Here is an 18,547-nt window from a genome sequence, read left to right as displayed (position 1 = left end):
CGGTGCGCGCCGGGTTGCGGCCGGGCTGCGTGGCCGGGGGCGGCGCGGGGCGCCCGCGCCGTCACCGGCCCGCTTCCCGGCTCAGTGGGCCGCCGACTCCCAGTCCTTGCCGGAGCCGACCGAGACGTCCAGCGGGGCGCTCAGTTCGACCGCCGCGGCCATCTCCTTGCGGACCAGTTCCTCGACCTTCTTGCGCTCGCCGGCGGCGACCTCGACGACGATTTCGTCATGGACCTGGAGCAGCATCCGGGACTCCAGCCCGGCGGTCCGCAGTGCCGCGGCGACCCGCAGCATCGCGATCTTGACGATATCGGCGGCGGTGCCCTGGATCGGGGCGTTCAGCGCCATCCGCTCGGCCATTTCGCGGCGCTGGCGGTTGTCGCTGTTGAGGTCGGGGAGGTAGCGGCGGCGGCCGAGCATGGTCTCCGTATAGCCGGTGGCGCGGGCCTCCTCCACGACCCGCTGGAGGTAGTCGCGCACCCCGCCGAACCGCTCGAAGAAGTTGTCCATCAGCTTGCGGGCCTCGTCCGGCTGGATGCCCAGCTGCTGGGAGAGGCCGAACGCCGACAGGCCGTACGCCAGGCCGTAGGACATCGCCTTGATCTTGCGGCGCATCTCCGGGTCGACCTTGCTCTTGTCGACCGAGAAGACATGGGAGGCGACGGTGGTGTGCAGGTCCTCGCCGGAGGTGAACGCCTCGATCAGGCCCTCGTCCTCGGAGAGGTGCGCCATCACCCGCAGTTCGATCTGGCTGTAGTCGGCGGTCAGCAGCGACTCGAAGCCCTCGCCGACGACGAAGCCGCGGCGGATCGCCCGGCCCTCGTCCGTACGCACCGGGATGTTCTGGAGGTTGGGGTCCGTGGAGGACAGCCGGCCGGTGGCCGCGACGGTCTGGTTGAAGGTGGTGTGGATCCGGCCGTCGGCGCCGATGGTCTTGATCAGACCCTCGACGGTCGTGCGCAGCTTGGCCTGCTCACGGTGCCTGAGCATGATCACCGGGAGCTCGTTGTCGGTCTGCGCCGCCAGCCAGGCGAGGGCATCGGCGTCGGTGGTGTAACCGGTCTTGGTCTTCTTGGTCCTGGGCAGGCCCAGCTCGCCGAAGAGGACCTCCTGAAGCTGCTTGGGCGAGCCGAGGTTGAACTCATGGCCCGCGGCGGCGTGCGCCTCCTTGACGGCCTGCTGCACGGCGCCCGCGAACTGCTGCTCCATGCGCTCCAGCCAGCCCCGGTCCGCGGCGATACCGGCCCGCTCCATCCGGGCCAGCAGCTCGCTGGTCGGCAGCTCCACGTCGCGCAGCAGCTCGGCCGCGCCGACCTCCGCCAGCTTCGTCTCGAACGCCGTCCCGAGGTCGAGGACCGTACGGGCCTGTCCCATCAGGGCGTCCGCCTCGGCCTGCTCGTCCGCGCCGAACGCGAGCTGGCCGTCGCCGGCCGCGGCGGTGGCGAGATCACGTCCCAGGTATTCGAGGGACAGCGCGTCCAGTGCGAAGGAGCGGCGGCCGGGCTTGACCAGGTAGGCGGCCAGGGCGGTGTCCATGGTGACGCCGTCGATGGTCCAGCCGTGCTCGCCGAAGACCCGCATCAGGCCCTTGACGTTGTGCATCACCTTGGGGCGGGCGGGGTCGGCGCTCCAGGCGGCGAAGGCCCGCTCGTCCGCCTCGTCGAGCTGGGACGGGTCGAACCAGGCGGCCGGGCCGTCGGGGGCGGCCAGCGCCACCTCGGCGACGCTGCCGCTGCCCAGCGTCCACACATCGACCGTGGCCACGCCCAGCGGGCCCGTGCCGTGTTCGGCCAGCCACCCAGCGAGTTCGCCGGTGTCGATGACCGTGCCGTCCACCTCGACGCCGGGCACCGGGGCACTCTCCTCGGCGGCGTCGGCCGAGCCGGGGTCGACGGCATGCAGCCGGTCGCGCAGGCCCTGGTTGCGGATCTCCAGCGCATTGAGGAAGACCGTCAGCGCCTCACGGTCGTAGGCCTCGCGGGTCAGCTCCGCCGGGCCGCACGACAGCTCGACATCGCGCACCATCTCCGTGAGCCGGCGGTTGAGCTTCACGGCGTCCAGATGCTCGCGGAGGTTGGCGCCCGCCTTGCCCTTGACCTCCTCGGCGCGCTCCACCAACTCCGCGAACGAACCGAACTGGTTGATCCACTTCGTGGCGGTCTTCTCGCCGACGCCCGGGATGCCGGGGAGGTTGTCGGACGGGTCGCCGCGCAGCGCGGCGAAGTCCGGGTACTGGGCGGGGGTCAGGCCGTACTTCTCGAAGACCTTCTCCGGGGTGAAGCGCGTCAGCTCGGAGACGCCCTTGGTGGGGTAGAGGACCGTGACGTCGTCGGAGACCAGCTGGAAGGAGTCACGGTCGCCCGTGACGATCGAGACCTCGAAGCCCTGCGCGGTGGCCTGCTCCGTGAGCGTGGCGATGACGTCGTCGGCCTCGAAGCCCTCGACCGCGAACCGCTTGACGTGCATCGCGTCGAGCAGCTCGCCGATCAGCTCGACCTGGCCCTTGAACTCGTCGGGCGTCTTGGAACGGTTCGCCTTGTAGTCGGCGAACTCCTCGGACCGCCAGGTCTTGCGCGAGACGTCGAAGGCCACCGCGAAATGCGTGGGCGCCTCGTCGCGCAGGGTGTTCGCGAGCATCGACGCGAAGCCGTAGATCGCATTGGTCGGTTGTCCCGTGACGGTCGTGAAATTCTCCACGGGCAGGGCGAAGAACGCCCGGTATGCCATGGAATGCCCGTCCATCAGGAGCAGTCGGGGACGGCCGCCCGCCGCCGCCTCGGTGCCGGTCGCTTCGCTCTTCTTCGCTGCCTTTGCTGCCACGCCCCCGATCCTGCCACGCCCCACTGACAATCCCCGCCGCGACGGCCACCGCTCCCCTCGCCGCCCGCGGCCCCCGCCCCCGCCGGAAGCCCGCTCCGCCCCGCCGCGCGCCGCCCCGGACCACGCCGTACACCCCGCCGCCCCCTCCCGGGCCGCTCCCCGCCCTCGCCCCTACACCGCCCCACGTGTCCGTGACAGGATCAGATGCGTACGGCAACGATCCGCCGCGCCCGGCGGAGCGAGCACCAGCTCACGGCTCAAGGGAGAGCGCCATGGCAGGCAAGCCGCCCGCATCGGACCCCGTCCAGGACGCGCCCCAGGTCGGCGAACCCCAGCACTCGGCCGTCGGCCTGCCCGCCCTCACGCACGCCCTGCGCATCTCCCAGCAGCAGATGGGCATACGCCGTACCGCCCTCACCCTCCTGCGCGTCAACCAGCGCGACGGCTTCGACTGCCCCGGCTGCGCCTGGCCCGAGCCCGACAAGCCGCACACCGCCGAATTCTGCGAGAACGGCGCCAAGGCCGTCGCCGAAGAGGCCACCCTGCGCCGCGTCACCCCGGACTTCTTCGCCGCCCACTCCGTCGCGGACCTCGCGACCCGCAGCGGCTACTGGCTCGGCCAGCAGGGCCGCCTCACCCACCCCATGTACCTCGCCGAGGGTGCCGACCACTACGAGCCGGTGGCCTGGGAGCGGGCCTTCGACCTCATCGGCGAGGAGCTGACCGCCCTCGGCTCCCCCGACGAGGCCGTCTTCTACACCTCCGGCCGCACCAGCAACGAGGCCGCCTTCCTCTACCAGCTCTTCGCCCGCGAATTCGGCACCAACAACCTCCCCGACTGCTCCAACATGTGCCATGAGTCGTCGGGCTCCGCACTGACGGAGACCATCGGCATCGGCAAGGGCAGCGTCCTGCTGGAGGACCTCTACAAGGCCGACCTGATCATCGTCGCCGGGCAGAACCCGGGCACCAACCACCCGCGGATGCTCACCGCCCTGGAGAAGGCCAAGACCGGCGGCACGAAGATCATCTCGATCAATCCGCTGCCCGAAGCCGGCCTGGAACGCTTCAAGAATCCGCAGACCCCGCGCGGCCTGGCCGGCGGCGGCACCGCGCTCACCGACCTCTTCCTCCAGGTCCGCCTCGGCGGCGACCAGGCACTCTTCCGCGCCCTCAACCGCCTCGTCCTCGACACCGACGGAGCCCTCGACGAGGACTTCATCCGCACCCACACCCACGGCTTCGAGGAGTTCGCGCAACGGGCCCGCGCCGACGACGACTGGGACGAGACGCTGCGCGCCACCGGCCTGACCCGCGAGGAGATCGACCGCGCCCTGGCCATGGTCCTCGACTCGCGCCGCACCATCGTGTGCTGGGCGATGGGCCTGACCCAGCACAAGCACTCCGTCCCCACCATCCAGGAAGTCGTCAACTTCCTCCTGCTGCGCGGCAACATCGGCCGCCCCGGAGCCGGCGTCTGCCCCGTACGCGGCCACAGCAACGTCCAGGGCGACCGCACCATGGGCATCTTCGAGCGGCCCGCACCCGCTTTCCTCGACGCCCTGGAGAAGGAGTTCGGCTTCGCCCCGCCCCGGGAGCACGGACTCGACGTCGTCCGTGCCATCCGCGCCCTGCGCGACGGGCAGGCCAAGGTGTTCTTCGCGATGGGCGGCAACTTCGTCTCCGCCACCCCGGACACCGACGTCACCGAGGCCGCCATGCGCCGCGCCCGGCTGACCGTCCACGTCTCCACCAAGCTCAACCGCTCGCACGCGATCACCGGCGCCCGTGCGCTGATCCTGCCGACCCTGGGCCGTACGGAACGCGATCTGCAAGCCGGCGGCGAACAGTTCGTGACCGTCGAGGACTCCATGGGCATGGTGCACGCCTCCCGCGGCCGCCTGGCACCCGCGAGCCCCCAGCTGCTGTCCGAGACGGCCATCGTCGCCCGCCTGGCCCGCCGCGTCCTGGGCGCCGGCAGCCGCACCCCCTGGGAGGAGTTCGAGAAGGACTACGCGGCGATCCGCGACCGCATCTCCCATGTCATCCCGGGCTTCGAGGACTTCAACACCAAGGTCGCCCGCCCCGGAGGCTTCGCCCTTCCGCACGCCCCCCGGGACAGCCGCAGCTTCCCCACCGCCACCGGGAAGGCCAACTTCACCGCCGCGCCCGTCGAATACCCCGCCGTCCCCGAAGGGCGGCTGCTGCTCCAGACGCTGCGCTCCCACGACCAGTACAACACCACCATCTACGGCCTCGACGACCGCTACCGCGGCATCAAGAACGGCCGCCGCGTCGTCCTCGTCCACCCCGACGACGCCCGCGAACGGGGCCTGGCCGACGGGGCGTACACCGACCTGGTCAGCGAATGGACCGACGGCAGCGAGCGGCGCGCGGCCGGCTTCCGCGTCGTGCACTACCCGACGGCCCGCGGCTGCGCGGCCGCCTACTACCCCGAGACCAATGTCCTCATCCCGCTCGACCACACCGCCGACACCAGCAACACCCCCGCCGCCAAGTCGATCGTGATCCGCCTGGAGAGCCCCCGCGAGGACTGACCGCCACCGGGCCGGAGACGGGAACAACGACCCCGCGCTGAGCGCTTGCTCAGGGGCCTGATAGGAACAGGCACGGGTCGACCACGATCACGGGCGAGCGAACGGAGCCGTAGGCATGGGTGAGCACAGCACGACCAAGTTTCCGCAGGAGATCCTCGACCAGTGGGCCGGCCTGGGCCTCGACCTGCCCGCCCTCTTCTCCGCCGGACACCTCGGCGAGCGCATGAGCGTGCAGGTCACCGAGGCGGCCCCCGAGCGCGTCGTCGGCACCATGCCCGTCGAGGGCAACACCCAGCCCTACGGACTCCTGCACGGCGGCGCCTCCGCCGTCCTCGCCGAAACCCTCGGCTCCGTCGGCTCCATGCTGCACGGCGGCCCCACCAAAGCCGCCGTCGGCGTCGACCTCAACTGCACCCACCACCGCGGCGCCCGCTCCGGACTGGTCACCGGCGTCGCCACCCCCGTACACCGCGGCCGGTCCACCGCCACCTACGAAATCGTCATCACCGACGAGGACGGCAAGCGGGTCTGCACCGCCCGTCTGACCTGCATGCTGCGCGAGACGGACGCCGACGCCTACCGCAGCTGACCCACCCCGGCCGGCGCCTTGCCGCCCGCCGAAAACGGCCCCGCACCCGGCCCACGGGAGCGGGGCCGTACGCATTCCTGTAACCCTGCGTAACACGGACGCCATGCGCCGCCGGCCGCACTGCCCATACCCCCCAAGGGACCCGGCACCGCCGCGCCCACCGCATCCGCTATCCGGACGCCCACACCGTCACCACACGCCTCATCCCCCCGTGGAAGTGCGAGTTCGCCCTCCGCACCGTGTTCGCCCTCCGGTGTAAGGACCATAACGGCATAACGCTCATCGAAGGTCATAACAAGAGCGTCACATCCTGGCCAGCGCCTCTGCCGGTCCGACGAACACCGCTCTAGAGTCACCGCCAGTCACCGCGCCGCCGGGCGCGCTGCAAGCACGGACCCTGTGCGGCCCGTACAGCCCGGCGAGCGAAACGGCCATGCGACAGTCGTGGCCGCGCCAGGGAAAGGACTGATCGTGCGTCACCGTTCCTTGCTCATCCTCACCACCGCAGTCACCACCGGCGCCCTCACGCTCTCCGCGTGCGGCTCGCGCGGCGACGACAACAAGAGCGGCGAAGGAAAGTCCACGGTCGTCATCGGCCTCGACGCCCCGACCACCGGCGAGCTCTCCGCGCTGGGCCTGGGCATCCGCAACTCCGCCCAGCTCGCCATCGACAACGCCAACAAGGCCGGCGAGGTCAAGGGCGTCACCTTCAAACTCGAAGCCCTCGACGACAAGGCCCTGCCCAACGCCGGCCAGCAGAACGCCACCAAACTCGCCGGCGACAAGGACGTCCTCGGCATCGTCGGCCCCCTCAACTCCGGCGTCGCCCAGTCCATGCAGCAGGTCTCCAAACAGAACAACCTCACGCTGATCTCCCCGGCGAACACCACTCCCGACCTGACCCAGGGCAAGGACTGGAAGCAGAACAAGCGCGTACGCCCCTTCCCCACCTACTTCCGCACCGCCACCACCGACGAGGTGCAAGGCGCCTTCGACGGCCAGTACGCGTGGGAGAAGATGAAGGTCAAGAAGGCCTACGTCATCGACGACCAGAAGACCTACGGCGTCGGCCTCGCCTCCTCCTTCAAGGACCAGTTCAGCAAGCTCGGCGGCAAGATCGTCGGCACCGAGCACGTCAGCCCCGACGACCGTGACTTCAAGGCCGTCGTCTCCAAGGTCAAGTCCGCCAAGCCCGACATCGTCTTCTACGGCGGCGAATACCCGGCCTCCGGACCCCTCAGCCAGCAGCTCAAGGACGGCGGCGTCACCGTCCCCCTCATGGGCGGCGACGGCATGTACAGCGGCGACTACATCAAGCTCAACAAGAAGGCAGCGGGCGACTACGCCTCCTCCGTCGGCAAGCCCGTCGAGGAGCTCCCCTCCGCCAAGAAGTTCATCGCCGGCTACAAGGCCGCCGGCTTCAAAGAGTCCTACGAGGCCTACGGCGGCTCCACCTACGACTCGACCTGGGCGATCATCCAGGCCGTGAAGAAGGTCGTCGAGGCCAACGACGGCAAGCTCCCCGAGGACGCCCGCAAGAAGGTCGTCGACGCCATGAACAAGGTCACCTTCGACGGCGTCACCGGCCCCATCGCCTTCGACAAATACGGCGACACCACCAACACCATGATCACCGCATATCAGGTCGAAAAGGGCGCCTGGGCCTCCCGCTTCAGCGCCGAATTCAAGAAGTTCGACAAGAGCTGACCGACCGCACCACACCACCCCGGGCCGCGCCAGGACATACGAACGACCCTGGCGCGGCCCGTGGCACACCGGGGCACCCCGGACTCTCCCCAGCCCCGCCCGGCCCGGATCCCCCGCTCCCGCCCGGCCCGGCCCCCCTACTCCCCTCCGGCCCGGACCCCTCACACCCACCGGCCCGGATCCCTCACACCCACGCAACGGAGGCCCTGCGGTGAGCGAACTGCCGCAACAGCTGGCCAACGGACTCATCCTCGGCGCGATGTACGGACTCATCGCGATCGGCTACACGATGGTCTACGGAATTGTCCAGCTCATCAACTTCGCCCACGGCGAGATATTCATGGTCGGCGGCTTCGGAGCGCTCAGCGTCTTCCTCGCTCTGCCCGCCGGCACCTCACTCGCCCTCGCCCTGCCGGTCATGCTCCTGGGCGGCATCGCCGTATCCGTCCTCGTCGGCATAGCAGCCGAACGATTCGCCTACCGACCGCTGCGCGGCGCCCCCCGCCTCGCCCCCCTCATCACCGCCATCGGCCTGTCCATCGCCCTCCAGCAAGCCATCTGGAAGTGGTACCCCGACGGCAAACAGGCCCGCGTCTTCCCCCAGTTCAAGGGCCACGCCTTCGACATCCTGGGCGCCACCGTCCAACGCGGCGACCTCTTCGTCCTCATCGCCGCCCCCGCCTGCATGATCGCCCTCGGCTTCTTCGTCGCCAAGACCCGCAGCGGCCGCGCCATGCAGGCCACCGCCCAGGACCCCGACACCGCCAAGCTGATGGGCATCAACACCGACCGCATCATCGTCCTCGCCTTCGCCATCGGCGCCGCCTTCGCCGGCGTCGCCGCCGTCGCCTACGGCCTGCGCACCGGCGAGGTCCAGTTCCGCATGGGCTTCATCATGGGCCTCAAGGCCTTCACCGCGGCCGTGCTCGGCGGCATCGGCAACATCTACGGCGCCATGCTCGGCGGCGTCGTCCTCGGCATCGCCGAAGCCCTCGCCACCGCCTACATCGAGGAAATACCCGGCATGGAGCAATTCGGCGGCGGAGCCTGGAAGGACGTCTGGGCCTTCGTCCTCCTCATCCTCGTACTCCTGTTGAGACCACAAGGCCTCCTGGGCGAACGCGTCGCGGATCGGGCGTGATACCGATGACCACCAAGACCACCACCACCCCGGCCCGCGGCCTGATCCCGCTCCCCGAGCGCACCGCCCGCCTCATCACCGCCGCAGGCGCCCTCGCCACCGCCGCCACCACCGGCCTCGCCTGGACCTGGAGCAGCGACTTCCCCGGCGACCTCACCTACTACTTCTCCCCCGCCGGGCTCCAGATCGTCACCCTCGTCGGCGGCCTCCTCACCCTGCTCTTCGCCACCGCGGCCCTCGGCGTCCGAGGCCTGCAATGGCTCACCCCCGCGGGGCGCAACGCCCCCACCCTCTTCGCGGCCCTCGCCACCTTCGCCGCCACCTGGTTCACGCTCATCGCCATCGCCGTCCACCTCAACGGCCTGATCAACCTCGAACCGGGCGGCGCCGTCGCGGCCGTCACCTCCCTGCTCACCCTCGCCGGCGCCCTCGCACTGCCCCCCGACCAGACCGCCGACCAGCCACCCGCGAGCCCCTGGCAGCGCTTCACCGCCACCCTCGCCGCCAGCCCCCTACGGCGCCGCACCCGCGAACTCCCCTCCTGGGCCGAGATCCTGATCATCGCCGCCGCCTTCGCCGCCGGACTCCTCGCCTTCACCTACGGCATCGACACCGACGACGGCGCCCCCTTCGTCGGCTACCTGATCTTCATGGTGCTGGCCATCCCCGCCCTCAACCGGGCCGGACTCATCGCGCGCCTGACCGCACTCACCCACACCCACCGCGGCGTGGCCCTCGGCGCGGGCTTCATCGCCGCCGCCTGCTTCCCCTTCACCCAGGACACCGACCAGTACACGATCATCGGGGCCAACATCCTGATCTTCGCGACCGTCGCCCTGGGCCTCAACGTCGTCGTCGGCCTCGCCGGCCTCCTCGACCTCGGATACGTCGCCTTCCTCGGCGTCGGCGCCTACGCGGCCGCCCTCGTCTCCGGCTCCCCCGAATCCGCCCTCGGCTTCCACTTCCCCTTCTGGGCGGCCCTCCTCACCGGCGCCGCCGCCTCCCTCGTCTTCGGCGTCCTCATCGGCGCCCCCACCCTGCGCCTACGCGGCGACTACCTCGCCATCGTCACCCTCGGCTTCGGTGAGATCTTCCGCATCGCCATGCTCAACCTCAACGGCACCACCGGCCCCGACGTCACCAACGGCGCCATGGGCATCCCCAACATCCCCAACCTCGAAATCTTCGGCTTCAACTTCGGCGAACCCCACGACATCCTCGGCATCCCCGTCGCCACCTACGGCAACTACTACCTGCTGATGATCCTCGTGACCGCCTTCGTCGTCCTCGTCTTCCGGCGCGCCGCCGCCTCCCGCATCGGCCGCGCCTGGATCGCCATCCGCGAGGACGAAACCGCCGCGATCGCCATGGGCATCAACAGCTTCCGCCTCCGCCTCCTGGCCTTCGCCCTCGGCGCCTCCCTCGCCGGACTCGCCGGCACCGTCCACGCCCACGTCGTCACCACGGCCACCCCCGAACAATTCCAGTTCGCCGGCCCCCAGCCCCCCAACTCCGCCTTCCTCCTCGCCGCCGTCATCCTCGGCGGCATGGGAACCCTCAGCGGCCCCCTCGTCGGCGCCGCCCTCCTCTTCCTCATCCCCGCCAAACTCGACTTCCTCCAGGACTACCAACTCCTCCTCTTCGGCATCGCCCTCGTCCTCCTCATGCGCTTCCGCCCCGAAGGCCTCATCCCGGACCGCAGGAAGCAGCTCGAATTCCACGAAACCGGCCAACTCGACGTACCCGACCAGCGCCTCCCCGACGCAGACGCCACCCTCGGCGCCACCCAGGCAAAGGCGTGACGACCATGACCACATCACCCAGCCTCGCACCCGCCACTGACACCGACACCGTCCTGCGAGCCGACGGCGTCACCATGCGCTTCGGCGGGCTCACCGCCGTCCGCGGCGTCAGCCTCACCGTCGGCACCGGCGAAATCGTCGGCCTCATCGGCCCCAACGGCGCCGGCAAAACCACCTTCTTCAACTGCCTCACCGGCCTGTACGTGCCCACCGAAGGCACCGTCAGCTACCGAGGCACCCGCCTCTCCCACAAACCCCACCTCGTCACCCAAGCCGGCGTCGCCCGCACCTTCCAGAACATCCGCCTCTTCGCCAACATGACCGTCCTCGAAAACGTCCTCGTCGGACGGCACACCCGCACCAAAGAAGGACTCTGGTCCGCACTGCTCCGAGGCCCCGGCTTCAAGAAAGCCGAACTCGGCAGCGAACAACGCGCCATGGAACTCCTCGAATTCATCGGCCTCGCCCACAAACGCGACCACCTCGCCCGCAACCTCCCCTACGGCGAACAACGCAAGCTCGAAATCGCCCGCGCCCTCGCCAGCGAACCCGGCCTGCTGCTCCTGGACGAACCCACCGCCGGCATGAACCCCCAGGAAACCCGCGCCACCCAGGACCTCGTCCTCGCCATCCGCGCACAAGGCACCGCCGTCCTCGTCATCGAGCACGACATGCGCTTCATCTTCAACCTCTGCGACCGCGTCGCCGTCCTCGTCCAAGGACAAAAACTCGTCGAAGGCACCGCGGAAATCGTCCAGGCCGACGAACGCGTCATCGCCGCCTACCTCGGCACACCGGTCGACGGCATGCCGGCCCCGGACGACACCACGGACCCGGCAACCCCCACGGACCCGGCAACCCCGACGGACCCGGACCCCACACCAAAAGCAGCCACCACCCCCGACGCGGCAGGAGAACCCGACGCAACAGACGGGGCCGCCCCGCCGGACCAGCCGGCCCAGGGACAGACCGGAGACACCCCATGACCGCACTGCTCGAAGTCGAGGACCTACGCGTCGCCTACGGCAAGATCGAAGCCGTCAAAGGCATCTCGTTCTCCGTCGAAGCCGGCCAGGCCGTCACCCTCATCGGCACCAACGGCGCCGGCAAAACCACCACCCTGCGCACCCTCTCCGGCCTCCTCAAACCCCTCGCCGGCAAGATCACCTTCGACGGCGAACCCCTCAACGGCGTCCCCGCCCACAAGATCGTCGAACGCGGCCTCGCCCACTCCCCCGAAGGCCGCCGCCTCTTCCCCCGCCTCACCATCGCCGAAAACCTCAAGCTCGGCGCCTTCCTCCGCAAAGACGCCGACGGCATCGAAAAAGACATCCAACGCGTCTACGAACTCTTCCCCATCCTCGGCGAACGCAGCAAACAAGCCTCCGGCACCCTCTCCGGCGGCGAACAGCAAATGCTCGCCATGGGCCGCGCCCTGATGTCCCGCCCCAAACTCCTCATGCTCGACGAGCCCTCCATGGGCCTCTCCCCGATCATGATGCAGAAGATCATGGAAACCATCCGCGAACTCCGCTCCCAAGGCACCACCATCCTCCTCGTCGAACAGAACGCCCAAGCCGCGCTCTCCCTCGCCGACCAAGGACACGTCATGGAAATCGGCCGCATCGTCCTCTCCGGCAGCGGCCCCTCCCTCCTCCACGACGAGTCCGTCCGCAAGGCCTACCTCGGCGAGGACTGACCCGCACCCGCACCAACGCGAGCAGCCCCGCACCGACGAAGATCGGTACGGGGCCGCTCGCATACTCAGGACGAGCCCGGCTGCTCCTGGGGCTACTGGTCCTTCTGCTGCTTCTTCTCCTCGGCGTCCTCGATGACCGCCTCGGCAACCTGCTGCATCGACAGCCGACGGTCCATCGACGTCTTCTGGATCCACCGGAACGCAGCCGGCTCCGTCAGCCCGTACTGCGTCTGGAGAATGCTCTTCGCCCGGTCCACCAGCTTCCGGGTCTCCAGCCGCTGCGTGAGGTCCGCGACCTCCTGCTCCAGCGTCCTCAGCTCGGTGAACCGGCTCACCGCCATCTCGATCGCCGGAACCACATCGGTCTTCGAGAACGGCTTCACCAGATACGCCATCGCACCCGCGTCCCGCGCCCGCTCCACCAGCTCACGCTGCGAGAACGCGGTCAGCATCAGCACCGGCGCGATGCTCTCCTCGGCGATCTTCTCGGCCGCCGAGATGCCGTCCAGCACCGGCATCTTCACATCCAGGATCACCAGATCGGGACGGTGCTCCCGGGCCAGCTCCACGGCGGTCTGCCCGTCCCCGGCCTCGCCGACGACGGTGTAGCCCTCTTCCTCCAGCATCTCTTTGAGGTCGAGACGGATGAGGGCCTCGTCCTCGGCGATCACGACGCGCGTGGTCAGCGGCGGGACGTGCGACTGATCGTCATCGGCGGCGGGCTGCTCGGGCTCGGCGGCGCTCACGGGACTCCTCATTCAGGCAGGTGGTGCCCCATGAGCCTACCTAGCTCCTGTAGGGTAGGACCACGCAGGGCAGCAGGTAACCTCCCTTTCTAAGGCCCCAGTACTCCAACTGGTTAGAGAGGCGGCTCTCAAACAGCCGAAAGTGTGGGTTCGAATCCCACCTGGGGCACTTTCTCTTCGATTCGAAGATGGCGCGACAAGCGATTACCGTCACTCTTTCCGGTGACGACGCTCTCGACTTCACGTCGCTTGGCGCATTTCCCGTCACGATCGCATGCATGTACGACATCTCAGCGCGTGCACATACCCTCTCCCTCGTCGCCCAAGGGCGCAGCCTCAACTCTGTGAGCAAACAGACCGGCATATCCCGGTACGCCATCCGATCCTGGCAAACCAGGATCGAGCCCCTCTCGCACAAGGCGGAATGCCCGCGATGCGAGCAGGTGCCGCAGCCGCCGAAGGATGCCGAGGCGTACGCGTACTTACTCGGCCTCTACCTCGGCGACGGCTGCATCAGCAAACAGCCGCGGCGGCGTGGGTACGCGCTGCGTATCGCGTGCGCGGATGCCTGGCCGGGCCTTATCGCGGCATGCCGCGACGCGGTCAAAGCGGTCCGCCCCACGAACAGCGTGTGCGTCATCCAGCGCGAGGGCTGCGTCATGGTGACCAGCTACAGCCACCACTGGCCCTGCATGTTGCCCCAGCACGGCCCCGGCAAGAAGCACGAGCGGCCCATCGTCCTCGAACCCTGGCAGCAGCGGATCGTGGACGCTCACCCCTGGGAGTTCCTCCGCGGGCTCATCCACTCCGACGGCTGCCGGGTCACCAACTGGACGTCCCGGACGGTCGGCGGCGAGCGCAAGCGCTACGAATATCCGCGCTACTTCTTCACCAACATGTCCACCGACATCCTGCGGCTCTGCACGGGCACGCTCGACAGGGTCGGCGTCGAGTGGAAGCCGGCGCGGCAATCCCGCAGGGCACAGAACATCTCCGTGGCCCGCAAAAGCTCCGTCGCCCTCATGGACCGACACATCGGGCCGAAGTACTGACAGGGACGGCAGTCAGGTACCTCGGCCCAGCGGAATCGCGGTGCGGGTGGGGCTACTTCGGGGAGTCGTCCTCGCCGATGTGGTGGACGCGGACGAGGTTGGTGGAGCCGGGGACTCCGGGCGGGGAGCCGGCGGTGATGATGACGACGTCGCCCTTCTGGCAGCGGCCGATCTTGAGGAGCTGCTCGTCGACCTGGGCGACCATCTCGTCGGTGGAGTTGACGGTCGGGCCGAGGAAGGTTTCCACGCCCCAGCTGACGTTGAGCTGGGAACGGGTGGCCGGGTCGGGGGTGAAGGCCAGGAGCGGGATGGGCGAGCGGTAGCGGGAGAGGCGGCGGACGGTGTCGCCGGACTGGGTGAAGGCGACGAGGAACTTGGCGCCGAGGAAGTCGCCCATGTCGGCGGCAGCGCGGGCGACGGCGCCGCCCTGGGTGCGGGGCTTGTTGGCCTCGGTGAGCGGCGGGAGGCCCTTGGCGAGGAGGTCTTCCTCGGCGGCCTCGACGATGCGGCTCATCGTCTTGACGGTCTCGGTGGGGTATTTCCCGACGCTGGTTTCGCCGGAGAGCATGACGGCGTCGGTGCCGTCGATGACGGCGTTGGCGACGTCGGAGGCTTCGGCGCGGGTGGGGCGGGAGTTGTCGATCATCGAGTCGAGCATCTGGGTGGCGACGATGACCGGTTTGGCGTTGCGCTTGGCCAGCTTGATGGCGCGCTTTTGGACGATCGGGACGGTTTCGAGGGGCATTTCGACGCCGAGGTCGCCGCGGGCGACCATGATGCCGTCGAAGGCGGCGACGATGTCGTCGATGTTGTCGACGGCCTGGGGCTTTTCGACCTTGGCGATGACGGGGAGGAAGCGGTCTTCTTCGCGCATGATGCGGTGGACGTCTTCGATGTCGCGGCCGCTGCGGACGAAGGAGAGGGCGATGAGGTCGGCGCCGTAGCGCAGGGCCCAGCGGAGGTCGTCCTGGTCCTTTTCGGAGAGGGCCGGGACGGAGACGGCGACACCGGGGAGGTTGAGGCCTTTGTGGTCGGAGACCATGCCGCCTTCGATGACCTTGGTGTGGACGCGGGGTCCGTCGACGCCAATGACTTCGAGGGTGACTTTTCCGTCGTCGACGAGGATGCGTTCGCCGGTGGTGACGTCGGCGGCGAGGCCGTTGTAGGTGGTGCCGCAGATCTGGCGGTCGCCTTCCACGGCGGGTTCCACGGTGATGGTGAACTCGTCGTCGCGTTCGAGAAGTACAGGGCCTTCGCGGAATCGGCCGAGTCGGATCTTCGGGCCTTGAAGGTCGGCGAGGATGCCGACGCTGCGGCGGGTTTCTTCGGATGCTTTGCGGACCCGGTCGAATCGTGCCTCGTGGTCGGCGTAGGTGCCGTGGCTGAGGTTGAAACGGGCAAGGTCCATTCCGGCGTCGACGAGGGCTTTGATCTGCTCGTACGAGTCGGTGGCGGGTCCCAGTGTGCAGACAATCTTTGCTCGGCGCATGTTTCGACTCTATGACTTACCGGGCGGTAGGGAAGTGTAAGAAAGTGACTGCTCAACGAGCGCTTGGTGAAAGGCTGTTGACAAGTAATGGAATGCGCGCGGAGGCGCTCTGATGAGCGGAATTTCATCCTTGCGCGCGGCGGTCTCAGAGTGCGGGACGGGTCATCGTAAAGCGTGCGTTGACATTGGCGTGGACGGCTTGGCGTTGGGGTTCGAGATCGAGGGCGGGGGCGGATTCCTGGACGGGGGCGCCGCCGTATCCGCGGTGGGTGCCCATGGCGGGGGCCGGCATGGGAGCGGTGTTTTCGGCGCCGAGATCGGCGATTTCGAGGAGGGCGTCGAGGCGGGCGCCGAGGGCTTCGGCGTATTCGCGGGCGCGCTGGACGGCTTCGCGGACGGCCTGGGTGCGGGCGTTGCGGTGGGCGGGTGAGTCGGGGCGCAGGGCCCACCAGGGGCCGTCGACGCGGGTGAGGTCGAGGTCGGCGAGGCGGGTGGTGAGTTCGCCGAGGGTGGTGAAGTCGTTGAGGGTGGCGGTGTGGGTGACGCGTCCGTGGTAGGCGCGGATGCGTTCGTGGCGGCCTTTTTCGGTGAGCTGGGGGGTGAGGCTGAAGGTGCCGGTTTCGAGTTTTTCGAGGGCCGTCGCCGTAGCTCTTGATGAGGGTGAGGGCTTGTTCGTTGCGGCGGGTGAGGTCGGTGAGGGCGGCGGTGCGGTCGGTGCCGCGGGCGCTGACGGTGACGGCGATGCGGGCGATTTCGGGGTCGGCTTCGAGGCGGGCTTCGCCGCGTACGGCGAGGCGGGGGGTGTCGGGGGTGCCGTACGGGAGGGCGGTCGGGGTGGTGGCGGTGGTGGAGACGGCGGGGACGGGGGTGTCGTCGGTGGGGTTGCTCATGGGGGCTCCCGGGTTCGGGGGTCGGGGTGCGGTGGGTGGGCGGTGGCTCGGTGATGCGGGTGCGGGTGCGGGTGGTGCAGGGTCGCATATCGGGGCGGGTGAGGGTGGGGCATCCGGGGGGAACCGGTGAGGGGTGTTGCGTGGGGGGCGGCTGCGCCAGAATCTACGCGCGTTGTCCTTCTGTGTGGCGGCGCTCATCCGCGTTTGTTGGCGTTCATCCAAGGGAGTTGGCATGTCGCTCGACCGTAGGAAGTTCTTGGGGCGTTCCGTGGTGACGGGGGCCGGGGTGGCGCTTTCGGGCGCTGCGGGGGTGCCTGCGGCCCAGGCCGTGGCGGCGCGGGGTCCGGGGCGGCACGGTCACCGGCGCGAGCGGTACGCCTTCACGGTCATGGGCACGACGGATCTGCACGGCAGTGTCTTCAACTGGGACTACGCCACCGACGCGGAGTTCGACGATGCGGCGCACAACGACGTGGGCCTGGCGAAGATTTCGACGCTGGTGGACGGGGTGCGTCGGGAGAAGGGCCGGCACAACACGCTGCTGATCGATGCGGGTGACACGATTCAGGGGACGCAGTTGGCGTATTACTACGCCAAGGTGGATCCGATTACGGGTCCGAACGGTCCGGTGCATCCGATGGCGCGGGCGATGAATGCGATCGGCTATGACGCCGCGGCGCTGGGGAATCATGAGTTCAATTACGGGATTCCGGTGCTGCGGAAGTTCGAGGAGAGCTGTGATTTTCCGCTGCTGGGGGCGAATGCGGTGGATGCGAAGTCGCTGCGGCCGGCGTTTCGTCCGTATGTGCTGAAGCGTTTGCGGTCACCGCGCGGGCGGGAGGTGACGGTGGCGGTGCTGGGTTTGACGAATCCGGGGATCGCGATCTGGGACAAGGCTCATGTGCAGGGGAAGCTGGCGTTTCCGGGGCTGGTGGAGCAGGCGGCGAAGTGGGTGCCGAAGCTGCGGTCGATGGGCGCGGATGTGGTGTTCGTGGCGGCGCATTCCGGGATGAGCGGTACGTCGTCGTACGGGGATCAGTTGCCGTATGTGGAGAATGCGGCGGCGTTGGTGGCGGAGCAGGTGCCGGGTATCGATGCGATTTTGGTGGGGCATGCGCATGTGGAGGTTCCCGAGCGGCGGGTGGTGAATGAGAAGTCGGGCCGGGAGGTGGTGTTGTCGGAGCCGTTGAAGTGGGGGCAGCGGCTGACTCTTTTCGATGTGGTGGTGGAGTGGCATCGGGGCCGTTGGGAGGTGGGGTCAGTTGGTTCTCGGGTCTTGAATTCGAATGCGGTGGCGGAGGATGCGCGGATCACGGGTCTGTTGCGGGCGGAGCACCGGAAGGTTGTGGCGTATGTGAACCGGGTGATCGGCCGGTCGAAGGCGGAGATGACGGCGGCCGAGGCTCCGGTGAAGGACACGCCGGTTTTGGACTTCATTGCGTTTGTGCAGGCGGAGGTGGTGCGTAAGGCGCTTGCGGGGTCGGCGTATGCGTCGCTTCCGGTGTTGTCGCAGGCGTCGTGTTTCTCGCGTACCGCGAAGGTGCCGGAGGGGGATGTGACGATCCGGTCGATGGCGGCGCTGTATCCGTTCGACAACACGCTGGAGGCACGGGTGTTGACGGGTGCGCAGGTGCGGGCGTATTTGGAGTTCTCGGCACGGTATTACGTGCAGACGGCGGCCGGCGGTCCGGTGGATCCGTCGAAGGTCACAAACGCGGAGGGTACGCCGGATTACAACTATGACGTGGTGAGCGGCGTCTCGTACGAGATCGATATCGCGAAGCCGGCGGGGCGGCGGATCGAGAAGCTGATGTTCGACGGGAAGCCGCTGGATGATGCGGCGCGGTTCGCTCTGGCGGTGAACAATTACCGGGCGAGTGGTGGCGGTAATTTCCCGCATGTGGCGGCTGCGGAGCAGGTGTGGTCGACGTCGGACGAGATCCGCAATGTGATCATTGGGTGGGTGCAGGAGAGCGGGCAGATCGATCCTGCGCAATTTGCTGCGGTGGACTGGAAGTTGACGCGGGACGGGGTGCCGGTGTTCTGAGTCCGGC

Annotated in this window: 12 protein-coding genes, 1 tRNA gene and 1 pseudogene; 10 read left to right on the top strand and 4 right to left on the bottom strand. The window is 68.7% G+C overall.

From position 1 onward, the window contains the following. Positions 1 to 81: 81 nt before the first annotated feature. A complete protein-coding gene (polA, locus tag IF67_RS0123530) occupies positions 82 to 2,742 on the bottom strand; it encodes a DNA polymerase I (RefSeq protein ID WP_234341266.1) in 2,661 nt (886 codons plus the stop codon). Between the two features lie 350 nt (positions 2,743 to 3,092). Between polA and IF67_RS0123525 the strand changes: the two genes are divergently transcribed. The 7 genes from IF67_RS0123525 (at position 3,093) to IF67_RS0123495 (ending at position 12,316) form a co-directional block, all read left to right on the top strand. After that, positions 3,093 to 5,378, top strand: a complete 2,286-nt coding sequence (locus tag IF67_RS0123525) for an FdhF/YdeP family oxidoreductase (RefSeq protein ID WP_030988754.1) — start codon at positions 3,093 to 3,095, stop codon at positions 5,376 to 5,378. Positions 5,379 to 5,493: 115 nt separating this feature from the next. Next, positions 5,494 to 5,967, top strand: a complete 474-nt coding sequence (locus IF67_RS0123520) for a PaaI family thioesterase (RefSeq protein WP_030988752.1) — start codon at positions 5,494 to 5,496, stop codon at positions 5,965 to 5,967. 486 nt (positions 5,968 to 6,453) lie between these two features. Then, complete coding sequence (locus IF67_RS0123515; protein WP_030988751.1) at positions 6,454 to 7,674, top strand: branched-chain amino acid ABC transporter substrate-binding protein; 1,221 nt, start codon at positions 6,454 to 6,456, stop codon at positions 7,672 to 7,674. 211 nt (positions 7,675 to 7,885) lie between these two features. After that, positions 7,886 to 8,815 (top strand): branched-chain amino acid ABC transporter permease, encoded by a 930-nt coding sequence (locus IF67_RS0123510; RefSeq protein ID WP_030988749.1) that lies wholly within the window; start codon positions 7,886 to 7,888, stop codon positions 8,813 to 8,815. A gap of 5 nt (positions 8,816 to 8,820) precedes the next feature. Continuing rightward, on the top strand, positions 8,821 to 10,617 hold the full coding sequence (locus tag IF67_RS0123505) for a branched-chain amino acid ABC transporter permease (RefSeq protein ID WP_030988746.1): 1,797 nt from the start codon (positions 8,821 to 8,823) through the stop codon (positions 10,615 to 10,617). Positions 10,618 to 10,622: 5 nt separating this feature from the next. After that, a complete protein-coding gene (locus tag IF67_RS0123500; RefSeq protein ID WP_051818489.1) occupies positions 10,623 to 11,603 on the top strand; it encodes an ABC transporter ATP-binding protein in 981 nt (326 codons plus the stop codon). After that, a complete protein-coding gene (locus IF67_RS0123495; protein WP_030988743.1) occupies positions 11,600 to 12,316 on the top strand; it encodes an ABC transporter ATP-binding protein in 717 nt (238 codons plus the stop codon). The genes IF67_RS0123500 and IF67_RS0123495 overlap by 4 nt, the downstream gene beginning before the upstream one ends. Positions 12,317 to 12,408: 92 nt before the next feature. On the opposite strand, the gene IF67_RS0123490 is transcribed toward IF67_RS0123495, so the two are convergent. Continuing rightward, on the bottom strand, positions 12,409 to 13,074 hold the full coding sequence (locus IF67_RS0123490) for an ANTAR domain-containing response regulator (protein WP_284051308.1): 666 nt from the start codon (positions 13,072 to 13,074) through the stop codon (positions 12,409 to 12,411). Positions 13,075 to 13,156: 82 nt separating this feature from the next. Here IF67_RS0123490 and IF67_RS0123485 point away from each other — a divergent pair. Both IF67_RS0123485 and IF67_RS0123480 read left to right on the top strand, forming a co-directional pair. Next, positions 13,157 to 13,231: transfer RNA gene (locus tag IF67_RS0123485), tRNA-Leu, on the top strand. A gap of 109 nt (positions 13,232 to 13,340) precedes the next feature. Further along, the gene (locus IF67_RS0123480; protein ID WP_030988739.1) at positions 13,341 to 14,114 is read left to right on the top strand and encodes a hypothetical protein; all 774 of its coding nucleotides are present in this window, start codon (positions 13,341 to 13,343) and stop codon (positions 14,112 to 14,114) included. 52 nt (positions 14,115 to 14,166) lie between these two features. Here IF67_RS0123480 and pyk read toward each other — a convergent pair whose 3' ends face one another. Continuing rightward, positions 14,167 to 15,603 carry a pyruvate kinase gene (pyk, locus tag IF67_RS0123475; protein ID WP_030988737.1) on the bottom strand — a complete coding sequence of 479 codons (1,437 nt, stop codon included), beginning with the start codon at positions 15,601 to 15,603 and terminating at the stop codon, positions 14,167 to 14,169. Between the two features lie 145 nt (positions 15,604 to 15,748). Further along, positions 15,749 to 16,493, bottom strand: a pseudogene (locus IF67_RS41900) (SIMPL domain-containing protein). Positions 16,494 to 16,725: 232 nt separating this feature from the next. Between IF67_RS41900 and IF67_RS0123465 the strand changes: the two are divergent. Next, positions 16,726 to 18,540 (top strand): bifunctional metallophosphatase/5'-nucleotidase, encoded by a 1,815-nt coding sequence (locus IF67_RS0123465; protein ID WP_030988733.1) that lies wholly within the window; start codon positions 16,726 to 16,728, stop codon positions 18,538 to 18,540. Positions 18,541 to 18,547: the final 7 nt, after the last annotated feature.

The organism is Streptomyces sp. NRRL S-1813, assembly GCF_000719605.1.
Taxonomy (GTDB): domain Bacteria; phylum Actinomycetota; class Actinomycetes; order Streptomycetales; family Streptomycetaceae; genus Streptomyces; species Streptomyces decoyicus.
Note: the sequence above shows the minus strand (reverse complement) of the source record. Positions and strands in the feature narration are given on the sequence as shown.